This is a genomic window from Microcystis sp. M165S2 (assembly GCF_020245885.1).
Lineage (GTDB): Bacteria > Cyanobacteriota > Cyanobacteriia > Cyanobacteriales > Microcystaceae > Microcystis.
The window spans coordinates 1-15,577 of the sequence record NZ_JADBTZ010000140.1 but is presented as its reverse complement, the minus strand read 5'-3'; the positions used below and the strand labels follow the sequence as shown (position 1 = coordinate 15,577).

Annotated in this window: 11 protein-coding genes, 1 other RNA gene and 1 pseudogene; 6 read left to right on the top strand and 7 right to left on the bottom strand. The window is 44.6% G+C overall.

Annotated features, from left to right (window positions below):
- Positions 1–915 carry a gamma-carotene 1'-hydroxylase CruF gene (gene cruF, locus IM479_RS07425; RefSeq protein WP_286825599.1) on the bottom strand — a complete coding sequence of 305 codons (915 nt, stop codon included), beginning with the start codon at positions 913–915 and terminating at the stop codon, positions 1–3.
- A 616-nt stretch (positions 916–1,531) separates the two neighbouring features.
- On the opposite strand from cruF, the gene IM479_RS07420 reads away from it, so the two are divergent.
- Positions 1,532–3,040: a serine/threonine-protein kinase gene (locus IM479_RS07420; protein ID WP_287687115.1), complete on the top strand. Its 1,509-nt coding sequence runs from the start codon at positions 1,532–1,534 to the stop codon at positions 3,038–3,040.
- Positions 3,041–3,314: 274 nt separating this feature from the next.
- Here IM479_RS07420 and IM479_RS07415 read toward each other — a convergent pair whose 3' ends face one another.
- Positions 3,315–4,904, bottom strand: a complete 1,590-nt coding sequence (locus IM479_RS07415) for a glycoside hydrolase family 57 protein (RefSeq protein WP_287687113.1) — start codon at positions 4,902–4,904, stop codon at positions 3,315–3,317.
- A 147-nt stretch (positions 4,905–5,051) separates the two neighbouring features.
- On the opposite strand from IM479_RS07415, the gene IM479_RS07410 reads away from it, so the two are divergent.
- A complete protein-coding gene (locus tag IM479_RS07410; RefSeq protein WP_287080069.1) occupies positions 5,052–6,206 on the top strand; it encodes a histidine kinase in 1,155 nt (384 codons plus the stop codon).
- On the opposite strand, the gene IM479_RS07405 is transcribed toward IM479_RS07410, so the two are convergent.
- Positions 6,184–7,011 carry an alpha/beta fold hydrolase gene (locus IM479_RS07405; protein ID WP_287080067.1) on the bottom strand — a complete coding sequence of 276 codons (828 nt, stop codon included), beginning with the start codon at positions 7,009–7,011 and terminating at the stop codon, positions 6,184–6,186. The two genes, IM479_RS07410 and IM479_RS07405, sit on opposite strands and share 23 nt — an antisense overlap.
- Before the next feature lie 291 nt (positions 7,012–7,302).
- Between IM479_RS07405 and rnpB the strand changes: the two genes are divergently transcribed.
- An RNA gene (gene rnpB / locus IM479_RS07400) (RNase P RNA component class A) lies at positions 7,303–7,742 on the top strand.
- 278 nt (positions 7,743–8,020) lie between these two features.
- Positions 8,021–8,725, top strand: a complete 705-nt coding sequence (gene rnc, locus IM479_RS07395; RefSeq protein ID WP_287687134.1) for a ribonuclease III — start codon at positions 8,021–8,023, stop codon at positions 8,723–8,725.
- A gap of 16 nt (positions 8,726–8,741) precedes the next feature.
- On the opposite strand, the gene IM479_RS07390 is transcribed toward rnc, so the two are convergent.
- The gene (locus IM479_RS07390) at positions 8,742–9,812 is read right to left on the bottom strand and encodes a WD40 repeat domain-containing protein (protein ID WP_287687111.1); all 1,071 of its coding nucleotides are present in this window, start codon (positions 9,810–9,812) and stop codon (positions 8,742–8,744) included.
- A gap of 87 nt (positions 9,813–9,899) precedes the next feature.
- Positions 9,900–10,193, bottom strand: a complete 294-nt coding sequence (locus tag IM479_RS07385) for a hypothetical protein (protein WP_287687109.1) — start codon at positions 10,191–10,193, stop codon at positions 9,900–9,902.
- A gap of 669 nt (positions 10,194–10,862) precedes the next feature.
- On the opposite strand from IM479_RS07385, the gene IM479_RS07380 reads away from it, so the two are divergent.
- Both IM479_RS07380 and IM479_RS07375 read left to right on the top strand, forming a co-directional pair.
- On the top strand, positions 10,863–13,103 hold the full coding sequence (locus IM479_RS07380; RefSeq protein ID WP_287687107.1) for a glycoside hydrolase: 2,241 nt from the start codon (positions 10,863–10,865) through the stop codon (positions 13,101–13,103).
- Between the two features lie 139 nt (positions 13,104–13,242).
- Entirely contained in the window at positions 13,243–13,686 is a 444-nt protein-coding gene (locus tag IM479_RS07375) for a retroviral-like aspartic protease family protein (protein WP_287687106.1), read from the top strand.
- Positions 13,687–14,202: 516 nt separating this feature from the next.
- Here IM479_RS07375 and IM479_RS07370 read toward each other — a convergent pair.
- Positions 14,203–15,393 carry a HEAT repeat domain-containing protein gene (locus IM479_RS07370; protein WP_287687105.1) on the bottom strand — a complete coding sequence of 397 codons (1,191 nt, stop codon included), beginning with the start codon at positions 15,391–15,393 and terminating at the stop codon, positions 14,203–14,205.
- A 58-nt stretch (positions 15,394–15,451) separates the two neighbouring features.
- Positions 15,452–15,577: pseudogene (locus IM479_RS22555) on the bottom strand (RNA-guided endonuclease TnpB family protein); the annotation flags it as partial.

Genomic DNA, 15,577 nt, shown 5'->3' with positions numbered 1-15,577 from the left:
TTATTTGGCTCCTCTCACCGAAACAACGGGGATTTTTAGGGTTGTTACTTCGCTTGTCGGCACTGTTTGTCGGGAAGCAACAGCCTTGGCGCGATTATAGAGAAGGATTAAAGGCAGAATACCGGTGAGTAATCCTAAGAAAATCGGCGGATAAATACCAGCACCGATACTCATGACCGTAGCAAAGCCAAAATTACCTAAATACATCACAAAAGGCAGGGTTAAATCTTGACTTGGCAGTTTCACCGGTTGCGCTTGCCAGATTAAAGTGGCTACCGTCATAAAAACACAGCCTGTACCAAACCAACCGGCAAAATTTTCATAGGGCATCCCAAAGAAGGCCCCCGGTTGTTCCCAAATCCAGAAGGGGATGGTAGTTTGACTCATGGCCGGATCTAGGACAAAATCCCATGAAGTTAATAATACCGCCCCGATCGCGATCGCTCCTAGATTTTGTAGCCATTGGGGTAAAGCAAGAGTGGATAAACCAACACGAGCGATAATATAGGCACTAAAACCGAGATAAAACCAAGATAGGGGGATAGTAAAGGGGACTAAACCCGCAATTTTGTAACCTAAGCCCGAAAGATAACGATAATGACCGAAAGGAAAGCCGGTACTGGTTCCTAATAGTTCGCTACAAAGGGATAAACTGATAGCGGGAACCATGAATCCTAACCAGTGCCACACTCCTAGAGTCCGATAGGCATAAACAGCCACCGCTGCCATTCCTAAAACCATATACACCACACCCCCCCCAGCCATTGACCAAGCAAAGAAGGTTTTGCCAAAATCTGGTAAATTGGCCACAAATTCGGGATGGGGCACAACTAGCAACAATCCGGCTAGTCCAAAAGCCATCGATACAATATGACCGATGAGCAGAGCTTTTTCGATCGCAATTAGTCGTCTCATTAAATCTCTAGCACTGCGAAGGGATAATCATTTTCAAGTTTACAAATCTTTATTAAAGAATTATTACCCAGATCGGTCACTTTCGGCAAAAAAGTTTTACAGGGGTTAGGGATTCTCCGTGTAGCATCTGTTTAGGAGTCAGTAGGCAGGATAATTAAGAACGAATAATAATCGATAAAATGGTCTATTTAGAGATTTTGTGCTACTTTATACTGAGTTTTTTCATTTTTTCAACCCACAAAAATTAATTAGGCAAGGGGCAATGACTAAAAATACCTGAAAATATATCTTAATAATCATGCTTTTAGCCGAAAAAAAGGGCATTCTAAGATTAAGTCCTCTCGATCAACCACCAATTGCATCGGTTCTTTAAGAAATTCTGGTTCTTCGGTTTGTGTTATGTAATGGACGGGGGTTATAAGGGATGAAACCCTCATCTAGAAAGACATTGCGGCGATTTTTGCCAATTGTTTTCTATCTAGAACGAGCTAATCAATTACGTCTGTTGCCAGATAAGGATTTAGTCGATTTATGCTACCCTATTGAACCATACCAAGCAACGAAGAACCGAAACTCTCTCCACCAGACTCACTATAATTAAAAAGGTAGCCTAGCTATGTCGGCAGAATCTAGACATCGGAGCTTACTTGCCAATCGATACCAACTGGTCGAGTTGATCGGTAGCGGCTCCATGGGACAAGTATATCGAGCAGAAGATAAACTATTAGGTGGCGTAACCGTCGCCGTGAAATTACTCTCGCAAACTCTCCTCAACCAAAGAATGCGTGAGCGCTTCGAGCGAGAGGCGACTATTTCGGCACTTTTAGGCGAAAAAAGTATTCATGTTGTTAAAGTTCGTGATTATGGTGTAGATGACAAGGAAGTCCCCTTCTACGTCATGGAATTTTTGCAGGGGGGGAGCATGAGTGAAATCATCAAACATCAGCCGCTGCCCCTCCCGCGCTTTCTCAATCTCACCCGTCAGATTTGTTTCGGCCTGGAATGCGCCCATAAGGGTATTATCTTCCAAGGGGAGATGTGTCCGATTATTCACCGGGACATCAAACCAAGCAATATTATGGTGATTCAGGACTCAGGATTAGGGGAATTGGTGAAAATTCTCGATTTTGGCATCGCTAAACTCATCCAATCGGGACAATCCCAAACCCAATCGTTTATGGGAACCTTAGCCTATTGTTCCCCAGAACAGATGGAAGGTAAAGAACTCGATCATCGTTCCGATATCTACAGTTTTGGGATTATGATGTACGAGATGCTCACGGGAGAAACGCCCGTTTTTCCCAATAATCCCTCCTTTGGCGGTTGGTATGAGGTTCACCACTACGCCGAACCCCGTTCCTTTAATTCTAGCTTGCAATTACCGCCAGAATTAGAACAGTTAATCCTGCGCTGCTTGGCCAAAGCACCCAGCGATCGCCCGTCAAGTGTTACAGATATACTACAACGTCTCGAACGACTTGAACCCCTAGTCAAAAATGAAATAGTCAAAAAAACCGACGATTACACCAGCAAAATCAAACCCCTTGATGATTTAAATCAAACCATTGTTTCTGCTGCTAATGCGAGGGTTATCTGTCTCAAGTCCAGTTGGCCCGAGGATAAACCGCGCCAAAAAATTGTCTTCTCACGCTGTCTCCGGGCTGCTGACGGCGTTTTTGCCAGTTTATGGGTAATGTTGGCTCGAGAGGATATCGCCGTCCGGGTTGCTAGTGTCCGTTATAATAAATTCCTCTTTTTACCCACACCCCACCCGATGCTTCTCTGGATTACTCTCCTCTATCATCGTCAATGGGGACCGCGCTGGTTGCCCTGTTATTTGGACTTAAAAACCCGCCAAGGTCAAAAAATGACCAAAACCCTCGCCGAAACCGGTCAATACTGGATTTTATTTTTCTCCCTCGAAGGCGGCCCTATCTGTGAAAATGTGATCACCGCTAATATTCCCCCCAATCAATGCCAAATTTTGCGGCAATGGGTGACAGATAGTCAATGGGCCCAGGTTGGCAGCCCACAAATTAGCAAGCGGATGTTAAAACAGAAACTCGAGCAACTTAAACCCACAATTGTGGCCAAATTAGCCTCAGAATTACCCCCGCAGCCCTAAAAAATTAGGGAGGCATTAACTAAGGCTTGCTGAATAAATCTAAAAACCTTGTTGTATAAGACTTTTAGACCTTTTGTCAATCAAAAAGTACTGGATATGGGAGTGATCGGGGGGAAATTTAGGCACTTTTTCCCTGAAAATTAGGTAATTGGCCACCTCAAAACTGGTAAAACCCCACACCCCACACCCCACACCCCACACCCTGCCACCACCGAAAAACTTTTTGCCGCAAACCCTAACTAACCTCCCTTTTTATCGATACTATTCACCCAGATTACAGAGGTCGATAGACGCGATAATCAATATTGGGGAAAATATTATCGATTTCCTCGACTTTTTGCAACCAACCGGCATCAATCTTCTCGGATTTCACATCTTCATAGATTTTATTTAACCGCAGCAGGTGGGAACGAGTGCGCCGGACAGCATAGGGAACCATTGTACCGGTTCGCATAATAAAGGCCCAGTCAGAAGATTGTGCTAATAATAACTCCCGGGCTGCCTGATTTAAAGCCCGTTCCTGCAATTCATCCTCCGCTTCATGATGACTTAATTCAATCATCCGTTCCGTGCCTTTGTGTAGGTGAGGATAGATCCAAGCGTTAGTTTCATTCAGCCAGTATTCATGGAAACCCTTATAACCCCAACTGGATTGGGAAGGACGACAGACCTGCTGATTGGGGTTAGCCCGGAGATAATCGGCTAAATGGGTCATTTGGTAGATATTTTGGTCATACCAAGACTTACGGAACAGAAAATCAATAAACCAGGGTCCCTCATACCACCAGTGACCGAATAACTCGGCATCGTAGGGAGAAACAACAAGGGGAGGACGGCCCATAATTCCGGCTAAACTCTCCACTTGCCGCTCGCGATTATACATAAAATTGCCCGCGTGTTCGGCGGCTTTTTCTTTGGCCCAGTAGGGGTCATAAAGCCCTTTTTCCGATAAACCACCGTCCCGGCTAGTAATTTTGTGGTATTTGATGCCGATATTCTTGCGTTGACCGTTGGGCATGATATAGGGCTTAATATATTCGTATTCTGCTTCCCAGCCCAAATCTTTATAGAATTCCCGATAGACCACATCCCCCGGATAACCAACTTGGGAAGACCAAACCTGTTGAGAAGATTCGTGGTCACGACCGAAAGCAGCCACCCCAGTTTCTGTGAAAATGGGCGCGTAACTGCCGTAACGGGGGCGAGGACGACCGTAGAGAATACCGTGGCCATCGACGAGGAAATAACGAATGCCCGCATCGGCTAACATTCTTTCTACCCCTTCATAGTAGGCACATTCCGGCAACCAAATGCCCTTGGGACGACGACCGAAATTTTCTTCGTAGTGTTGACAGGCCACCTCAATTTGCGCCCAGACCGCTTGCGGGTACATTTTCATCAGGGGCATATAACCGTGAGTCGCACCACAGGTGATAATTTCTAGGTTATTACTGTCGAGGAATTGTTTAAAAGCTTTGACCAGATCTCGATCGTATTTTTCCCAAGTTTGTCGGATACTTTGGAAAGATTCAGCGTAATATTCGGCTAAGTAGCGAATATGGCCATTGTGTTGATTATGGTCGATTTCTTTAGCAATTAATTCTTCTAACTTACCTAAGTGTTCTTCATAACGCTCTTGCAGTAACGGATCCCGCAGCATCGACACCAAAGGCGGAGTCATGCTCATGGTCATTTTAAAATCGATACCGTCCCGCTTGAGACCTTCAAAAACTTGCAGCAGAGGGATGTAGGTTTCTGTGATTGCTTCGTATAACCATTCTTCTTCGAGGACGTAATCGCTTTCGGGATGGCGGACGAAAGGGAGATGAGCGTGGAGAACTAGGGCAACATAGCCAAAAGCCATAGGATTTCTTCTTAGAATTAAGGAATAAAACTTTAAGATTAGGTTGAGTAGATTTTATACTATCTTAAGCTTCTACAATAAAGAATATGATAAAAGTCGATCGATCGTCGATCGATCTCGTCAATCCCTAGGTTTACTAATTTTCCGATGCTCCCATCTAACGAGCCACTGACTGCTTTAGGGAGAGAGACGACAACGCCTCTCTCGATTCAACTTTTGCTGTTTGTTGATGACCGTCCCAGTTCTCAAGAAATTATCCGTCAAATTCAGTCCTATCTCCAGTCTTTAAAGTCTGATTACCCGATTGACCTACAAATCATCGAAATTCGCCAGCAGCCTCATTTAGTCGAACATTTTCGCCTTGTAGCTACCCCCGCCTTGGTCAAAATTGCCCCCGTCCCCCGCCATACCCTCGCGGGCAGTAATCTGGTGGAACAGTTTAAAAAATGGTTGGTACGCTGGCAAAAAGCGATTAAAGAGGAGGTCAAAAATCATCACGCTGAGGATGCACAAGTTCAAGAGGTGGAACATTCGGGCGAACTCATCCGCATCGCCGATGAGGTTTTTCGTCTCAAACAAGAAAAGGAAGAATTATTAGAACAATTAAAATTTAAAGACCAAATTTTGGCTATGTTAGCCCACGATTTACGCAGCCCTCTCACCGCTGCTTCCATCGCTGTGGAAACCCTAGAATTAGCCTATCATCAACCAGATACGGAGCGCAGTCTGCAATTACGAGAACAACTGCACCAACAGGCCCGCAAACAGTTCCGGATTATGAACCGTTTGATTACGGATATTCTGCAAGCTTCTAAGAGCATGGCGGCGCAATTCACTCTCCAACAGAGTAAATTTTATCTCCAATCCCTCTGTCAGGAAATTTTGTCTCAATTTACCGATACTTTTCAGGAAAAGACTTTAATTCTCCAAAGCGATATTCCCCAAGATCTGCCCCCCGTCTATGCTGACGAGGAGTTAATCCGACAGGTGATTATTAATCTCTTGGAGAATGGGATCAAATATACCCCCGCTGGCGGCGCCATTACCCTTTCTGTCCTCCATCGTACTACTCAAAAAGTACAGGTAAGCATCAGTGATACCGGCCCCGGCATTCCCGAAGAAAAACAAGAGCATATTTTTGAGGGTCATGTGCGTCTCAAACGGGATGAGGGTAAAGAAGGTTATGGCATCGGTTTATCGGTCTGTCGCAAGATTATTCGCGCCCACTACGGTCAAATTTGGGTGGATAGTGTCCCCGACCACGGCAGTAGTTTTCACTTCACCCTGCCAGTTTATCGCTAAAATGCTCCGCTAACCAAGCATCAATGTCCCCTATAACTAAGTCGGGGATTTCCCAGGGGAACAGATGGGCCGTATCTGGGTAACATTTCCACCCAGACAGTTTCAGGTTTTCGGCCGTTTCTTGGCTCGAGGCACTGGTAATATGGCGATCCTTTGCCCCCGCCAGAACCAAGCAGGGAATTGTAATTTTGTCAAGAGATTTTAAACAATTGTAACCTTTTTTTAAAGCCCGATTTAAAGCGCGATCGGCAAATGGAGAAGTGCGTAAGTAGGCAGGAACAGCATCTTGAGCGAGATATTGATAGGCGATCGCTTGATGTTGTGAAAAAAGGTACTGAAACAGGGAACGACGAGCAAAAGTATCAATATTCCAACGCCATCCCGGTTTGATCTGATTGAGAATTGCCGCAATCCCCGTCAAAACTAAATCTGTGGTGGTGATAGGAGGATGACTACCCCAAGGCCGCGCGGCCGAGGCCACTAGAATTAAACCAGGAAAGCGCTCCGGATGCCGCAATACTAATTCCAGTGCGATTATACCCCCCAAAGACCAACCGAGAATTAAACATTGCTGGATTTTTTGGCGATCGAGCAGCCCGATTAAATCCTCTAGATGTTCTTCTAGCTGAAAATCGCGGCGATAACGACTTTTACCGTAGCCGCGCAGATCCGGGGCCAGGGTTTGCCAGCGTTGGCAAAAATGATCGGTAAATACAGACATACTGGCTGCCGAACCGGGATGACCGTGCAGACAGAGGAGCGGATAGCCATTACCTTTGATGTTAACGTTTAGATCGATCGACATTGATCAGTTATCAGTTATCAGTTATCAGTTAAGCTAAGACGTATTTAAACCCCTTATTCTTAGATTAGCCGAATCTCCTCCAATTCCTTTACTGTTGCAAGAGTGCAAGAGCGCAAGAGTGCCTCGTCTGGCCCAAGCAATTTAAATTACGAACAGCTTAAGCGAGCAGTATTAAATAGCAGTTTCCTACTGTCTTTTCACTGTTCACTGCTTACTGTTTACTGATCACCGATTATTGACTGGGATATATGAGCGATCGAGTCTCTGGTAAGTCATACTAGAGAATGGGAGAGAGTTGGTCTAGAGGTTGCGGGATCATTTGATCAATGATTCCGAGGAAAGTCCGAACTCCCGAAAGACCACACTTGCTGGATAACGTCCAGTGCGCGCGAGCGTGAGGATAGTGCCACAGAAAAATACCGCCTCCTTTTTCAGTAATCAGTAAACAGTAACGAAAGTAAATTCACTGATAACTGATCACTGATTGGGGGTAAGGGTGCAAAGGTGCGGTAAGAGCGCACCAGCAGTATCGAGAGGTACTGGCTCGGTAAACCCCGGTGGGGAGCAAGGTGGAGGGACAAAGGTTGGTCTTTTTCCTGTCCCGTTTTTAGGAACCGCTTGAGGTAATTGGTAACAATTATCCCAGATAGATAACCTCTATTCCAACAAAGGTAAAAGCGATTTTACTGCTGTTGGGAAATACAGAATTCGGCTTATGTCTGACTCTCTCCTTTATCAGTTATCAGTGATCAGTTATCAGTTATCAGTGATCAGTTATCAGTGATCAGTTATCAGTGATCAGTTATCAGTATTCAGGAGTTAGTTATCAGGAGTCAGGAGTCAGTATTCAGGAGATAGGAGATTGCTTTTATTTATTCTCCCCATCCCCCATCCCCCATCCCCTATCCCCCATCCCCCATCCCCCATCCCCCATCCCCCATCCCCCATCCCCCATCCCCCATCCCCCATCCCCCATCCCCCATCCCCCATCCCCCATCTTCCCGCTCCCATGTCCTTAAGTGATCCGCGTCGCCAAAAACAATTAAAAACCCTAGTGGAAAAGCTGGGTTTATCGGCTGATGTCCCCGTCAGGTGGGATTTATTAGATTTAGCTCTAACTCATCCCAGTATTTCCCGTGATAAGAATTATGAACAATTGGAATTTGTGGGCGATTCTGTGGTAAGACTCGTGGCGGCGGAGGTATTGTTAGAAACCTATCCGGAGGCGCTAGTGGGAGAATTTGCCGCCCTGCGATCGATGATGGTTAGCGATCGCACTCTGGCGGAATTTGCGGATCGCTACGGTTTCGAGCGTTATTTGTTGGTATCAAATAGTACAAGTATTGATCATGCGGGGCGAATTTCCCGACTAGCAGACGCTTTTGAGGCGGTCTTGGGGGCTTTATATCTTAGTACACAGACTATGGTTTTAGTGCGTTCTTGGCTAGATGAACCCCTAAGGGAAAAAGCGGCCGAAATTCGTCGAGATCCGGCCCGACAGAATTATAAGGATGCCTTGCAGGAGTGGACACAAGCAAAATACAAAAAACTGCCGCAATATTTAGTAAAAGAAATCAATAGTTTAGATCAAGAACGTTTTTGTGCGGAAGTGTGGTTAAATGAGCAGAAATTAGGAGTGGGAACCGGCAGAAGCAAAAAAGCGGCGGAACAGGCAGCGGCTAAATCGGCTTTTCTAGGAGTGGTTAAAGGCTAAATGAAGGTATTTTTACCTAACGGAGGAATTGCCAGAGGCGAATTTTAAGATCATAATTACCACTAGCCAAATACTGCCCATCGGGACTAAAAGCCAGAGATTCCACCCAGTCGGAATTATTATCAAACCAGGCCAACTGTTTACCCGTCGTCACATCCCATAAACGCACACCGTCATTACTGGCACTAGCGAGAATTTGTCCGTTAGGATGGAGTGCGAGGGAGCGAATTCGGGACGTATGACCGATGAGGGTAAATAATAACTTATTATTGCTCGTATCCCAGATTTTAATCGTGCGGTCTAAACTACCCGTAATTAAATTTTTACCGTCGGGAGTGTATAAAAGCTTGCTAACCGCTTGGGGATGGGCGGAAAATTTCGATAAAAATTTGCCCTCGCGGATGTCCCAAAAATTTACCTCACCGTTTTCATGACCACTAGCAAGGGTGACACCATCGGATTTCATCCCTAGGGAATAAACAAAATTACCCACCCAATTTAAACGATAGAGGGGACGGCGGGGAGGTTGCACTGTCCAGAGGCGAATTCCTTCCAAACCACCACTAATTAATGTTTTACCATCGGGAGTAAGGGTGAGGGCGAGGACAGTATTACCGTGTTCGAGGGCAACTCCTAAATACTTGCCTTCCACCAGATTCCAAAAATTAATGGAACCATCTAAACCGCTACTAACTAATAATCTTTCGTTGGGACTAATGGCTAAAGCTTTGACGCTGGTTCTTTGGGCGCGAGTTTGGGAGACTTTTTGCCCTGTTTTTACTGACCAAATTCTCAGGAGAGGATCCGTATCACTACCACCAGCGAGAACCAATTGGTTATCGGGGCTGAAAATCACAGCATTAGGGGTGGATTGTTGCCCTTCTAAGGTTTTAGCGAGGGTAAGTCTGCCTAAACCTTCTACTAGGATAGTTTCTGGGGTTTTTTCGCCACTTTCAGCCGCGGGTTTAGGGGGGGCAATAGGACTTTGGGCATGACTAAGCTGATGTTGCCCGATTGTCAGCGTGGTTAAGACACTGACCACAATTGCCCCGACAAGTTTCTCCCCACCGATAAATCGGAATTTCATAAATTTAGTTGAATATTAACAAATGAACGGTGCTATAGATTCTAGCCTTTGAGGGGATTGATTGCCAAGCAAGGTGAGATTTTTGAGCTAAGAAGGTCGATTTTTTTCGTTTTTCAGGGTTGGTAAAGCCACTTGACCCGATTGGGGCGGTAAATAGTATCTTGCTGCTTCTTCTCTGTTGATTACCTTGCTTTTTTGGCTCTGTTGCCACCGGGCTAAAATAGCGATCGCCATAATCGTTGCCCCTAAAGATAGCAGTGTCCATCTTTGTCCTACAACCCCGATGATGACATCTACTGCCGCTGCGGTAAAGATAAAGCTAGTTATTGGTTCTTGACGGTAAGCTTTCTTGAGAAAACGCGGCCAGAGGAGATTACTCATTTTATCTATTATTTCTACGGTTTCGATAATTCCAGCTTATCCTATCATCCTGAAAAATGTTGTCGATCGAGGTGATGGGGGGTTTTCAGTGAACAGTAAACAGTGAACAGTAATCAGTGAACAGTAATCAGTAATCAGTGAACAGTATGTCTCGTGCAAAAATCAAAAATCTTCTTTTAGGTGAGGACAATCCGAGACAAGAGGAGAAAAAAGACAAGAGACAACTACTAAAACCATAAAACCTAAGATTATGTCAAATTTATCTCAAGTTTTCGATATTTTGAACTGATAGCGGCTCGATAACTGACTTTTGCAGGAGGTCTAGTAAACAGTGAACTGAAAACTCGGCTCTGATAGGCTGATATAGTAGCTATCGGAGACAAAAGTTAGTTTGCATCTAGGTTGAAAAATCCCAGAAAAGAAGATTCGCATATCAAATCAGCAAGGCCGAATAATATTAGAGATTCTACTGCTGAACTGCAAATAATCACCCCCAGAGAATCCGATCCTTTAACAAATACAAAGAGACGATACCCCTTCAAAACCAGTTGATAGGATTATGGTAGTGACCGAAATCAACTTTTAAGAATCTATAATGGGCTTTATTGTCCATTATTATCTAAATAACGGACTAAAAGCCTGTTATATGCACTTTTCCTCGGTATTATCATGGCCTATCCTCTCTACGTCGCTTTTATTTGGCATCAACACCAACCCCTCTACAAATCCTGTCAAACTCGCACCGATGCTTCGGGACAATATCGCTTACCCTGGGTGCGACTGCATGGGGTGAAAGATTATCTCGATTTAATCCTGATTCTAGAACGTTTTCCCAAATTACACCAAACTGTCAACCTTGTCGCCTCTTTAATCCTGCAATTAGAGGATTACGTCAACGGACTAGCGATAGACCCCTATCTTGCTCTCACCGTCACCCCGGAAGCGCAGTTAACCCTGGCACAAAAACACTTTATCCTCGAACACTTTTTCGATGCTAACCATCGTAACCTGATCGATCCGCACCCCCGTTACGGGCAATTATACGCACAGCGTCAAGAAAACGGTCATAGTTGGTGTATTAGCCATTGGAATCTGCAAGATTATAGCGATCTCTTAGCTTGGCATAACCTCGCTTGGATCGATCCTATCTTTCACAGTGACCCAGAAATCGCTGCCTGGTTAGAACAGGGAAAAAACTTCACTTTAAGCGATCGCCAGCGAATTATCTCCAAACAGCGTCAAATTCTGCGTCGTATCTTGCCGCAACACCGGTTAATGCAGGAAACCGGACAACTAGAAATCATTACCAGTCCCTACACCCATCCAATTTTACCCCTGCTGGCCAACTCGGAAGCCGGCCGGGTAGCAGTGCCGAATATGACCCTTCCTCGGCAATATTTCCACTATCCTGAAGATATTTCCCGTCATCTCCGGAAAGCTTGGCAAATCTATATCGATCGCTTTGATAAACATCCTCGAGGACTTTGGCCCTCGGAACAATCCGTTAGTCCCGCGATTCTCCCCGCTGTCGCTAAACAGGGTTTTCAGTGGTTATGTTCCGATGAGGGGGTGTTAGGTTGGTCTCTGGGACATTACTTTCATCGCGACGAAAAAGGCAATATTAGCGAACCAGAATTGCTTTATCGTCCCTACCGTCTGGAAACTAGCAACGGCAATTTATCGATGGTTTTCCGCGATCATCGTCTCTCGGATCTGATCGGATTTAGCTATAGTGGCATGAAAGCGCAAGAGGCCGCTACAGACTTAGTTAAACACCTAGAAGCGATCGCCGAACAACTGAAAACCAACGCAGAAACCACGACGCTAGAAAAACCCTGGTTAGTTACCATTGCGCTAGATGGCGAAAACTGTTGGGAAAACTATCATCAAGACGGTTTACCCTTCCTAGAGAACCTTTATCAACTTTTAAGCGACCATAAAGAGATCGAATTAGTCACCGTCTCCGAATATCTCGATCGCTTTCCCGCTAAGGCAAAAATCCCTGTCAATAAACTTCATAGCGGCTCTTGGATCGATGCCAATTTTACCACTTGGATCGGCGATCCCGCTAAAAATAAAGCTTGGGAATATCTAATTTTAGCCCGTCAAACCCTCGCTAATCACCCGGAAGCGACGGAAGATAATAACCCCGACGCGTGGGAAGCATTGTATGCAGCGGAAGGTTCCGATTGGTTTTGGTGGTTTGGTTATGGCCATTCCTCCAATCATGACGCAATTTTTGACCAACTTTTCCGCGAACACCTGATCGCTCTTTATCAAGCTTTAAATGAGCCAATTCCCTCCTATTTGCTCGAACCGGTGGAAGAACACGGTAGCAAACAAAGTAATCGTCCTGAGGCTTTCATTCACCCCATTATCGACGGTTTTGGAGACGAACAGGATTGGGATAAAGCTGGACGGATCGAAATTGGTGGAGCCAGTGGTACAATGCACCGGGTCTCGTTAGTACAAAGGGTCTTTTTCGGTTGGGATCACCTCAATTTTTATCTGCGTTTCGATTGGAAACCGGGGGCAGAATTAGGCAAAGATATCCCGCCTGAAGTGCATTTATATTGGTATTATGATGAAGTGCATCGTCTGCAAAGTCCAATTCCCTTAGCAGATATTCCCCCTCGATCACCCCTCGATTACGGTTATCATCATCATCTAGGAGTTAATTTAATCACGGAATTTACTTGGTTAGAAGCCGCTCAAGAATATTTTACCTGGCAGCGAGTTCCTAGTAGTGCCAAAGCTTCTTTTAATCAATGTTTGGAAATTGCTGTCCCTTGGGAAGGATTACACATTGAACCCGATGCTCGTCTCCATTTAATCGCAGTTTTAGCCAATCAAGGTCAATACTATGATTTCCTCCCCGTTGAAGAATTAATCTTCCTGCAAAGACCTTAAATCAGTGATCAGTAATCAGTAATCAGTAATCAGTTTTTTAGTTATCAGCTATCAGCTAGAATCAGTTATCAGTAACCGCTCTAATCTCTAGTTAGTCTCAAAATATATTCTCTAACTATAGGGATTAATAAATAATAATATGGAAAAGAAACAGACAAATCCGATGGGCAAAGTTTTCACCCCTTTAACAATAATTAATCGTGCCGATGAATCAGCAGCTGCTAGAGGTTTTATCTCTGCTTCAGAAATTCGCTCTGTTACTTTACCAAAAGTTTTAGTTGATACGGGAGCAACAACCCTCTGTTTACCTGCTAATATTATTGAGAGACTGGGGCTAGATTTACTTAAAGAAGTCGATGTTAGTACCGCGACTGGATTGAGCAAAGCGAGAGTCTTTCAGGATGCTAAAATATTGCTTTGTGGTCGGGAGGGAACTTTTGAATGTTTAGAATTACCCGGTGGTCGCGATGCTTTAATTGGAGTAATTCCCCTAGAAGCACTGGGTTTAGAATTAGACCTACAAAACCAAACTTTGAAAGTTCTACCCTCCGAATCTCTAGATACTTATCTAACAATTCTCTAAAAATTGATAAACTTCATGGATCGATGACCCTTATTTTCTCAATTTAGTAGAAAGATATGTTTTAGCTTTAACTAATCAGATAGATTTAGTTTTTGATCCCTATGGGGTGTCCTGTTGGTGATAACATCAAAAAAAACTGCTCTGGTATTCTAGAGAGCGGAATTATTGAGACGGAGAGAAGAAAATAGAGAATAAGTCCTGAAGGAATCACGGCGATGAAACAGGAAATTAAGCCCTTTAACCCTGATAAAATCTACGAAATAGTGCTTTCTGTCAATTTTTCCATTAAAGCCCAATCTCCTCAAGAAGCGCAGGAGAAATTATACTAAATCCGTTGAGCATAGGCTACATATCAGGACAGGCAAAAGGCACTCATGCAATAGGCACTCATGCAATAGGCAAAACGGAGAATAAATAATCATTCTTTAATAACCGGATTTAGTATTAAACGCTATCCTTGGGGAAATGGATGCGGATCACTGGCAAATTCACCACATCTGTGCAGCGGGAAATTAGCTATATAGTCCCATGATCTAGCTTTTTCAGGGCGCTGAGAGCATGGAGACGGACGATTGCTTCTCCATCGGCTGCTAAAGTCAGCAAAATACTTTTATTATCCCGATCTAATGCTCCTAAAGCGATCGCTAGAGACTGTTTAACTCCCGTATCACCGAGGATTGCGGGACGGGAGTGATAAAAATTACCGAGAATTGCCCCTGCTTGTCGGCGTAATTTCTGGCAGGTTTGCCGGCCGAGAATAGCGATAATTTCCCGACAAATTAAGACATTTTCGCTATATAAAGCCTTTTCTAGATAATTTAAAGCTTCCCTATCCTCGATCCAGCCCAATGCTCGAACTACAGTTAATTTTAAACTATCGGGAGTTAAGGAAGATTGCAGGACTGGATTTAAAGCTTTGGCTGAGGTTGCTGTGCCGATACGACCGAGAGCGATCGCCGTTTCTTGACAGATATCGAGGTGGATATCGAATAACAGCGGTTGCAGATGGTTAACTAAATCTGCTTGGGGATAATTTGACCCTAGGTAACTACTAGCTTTAATTGCTTCCCGTCGCACATCGATAGCTGGGTCCTGTAAAGCATCGAGGATAATCGCAGTAATCTGGGGATGGTGAAAACTGCTTAAAGCTTCCATCGCCATGGCCCGAATGGCGCTAGATTCATCCTTAACTACGGTTAAAAGAGGTTCGACAATTTCTGGCCGGCGAATTTGTGATAAAGCTTGTACGGCTAAAAAACGCCTGTTCGAGTCGGACAGTAATTGTCCTAAACTAGAGATCGCAGAACTGCCGATATTGGCTAAAGCGGCCGCAGCCATTTGGCTGATTTCCTCCTCCTCCGATCTTTGCAATAATTGACTGAGAGCGAGAATACAGGCTCGATCATCAAATTGACTGAGAATTCTCGCCAGAAACCAGCGCATTTCCCCATCTTGTTCTTCGGATTCTAACAGGGCAATTAAAGGAGCGATCGCCGATTGCCCGATTTGAGGAAATAGTTTCGCTATCTCCCATCGCTGTTGAAAATCGCATTGTTGTAAAGCTTCTAGGGCTAAATCGAGGATTTCATCGTTAATAATCGGTTCAATAGCATCTTTTTGGTTTAAAAGTCGCTGTATGCTGGCGTTTACTGTCTCCCAGTCTTTTTTATTCAACGCTATCTGAGCTTTTTCTAGCAGAGCTTGCATCGTGAGAAATGGCCTCGATTTTCGTGCTACCTATCCTAAGAATTTGACGCTCCCCGCTCTAAAGAGACGGGGATTCTTCGTTCATTGAGTCTCCGTTAGCAAGCAGGATTTCTCCAACCAACCAAGAGGGAACCTCTCCCGAAGCGTGTAAAGTTTGCGTGCGCCCCACGCTACTTAATCCCTT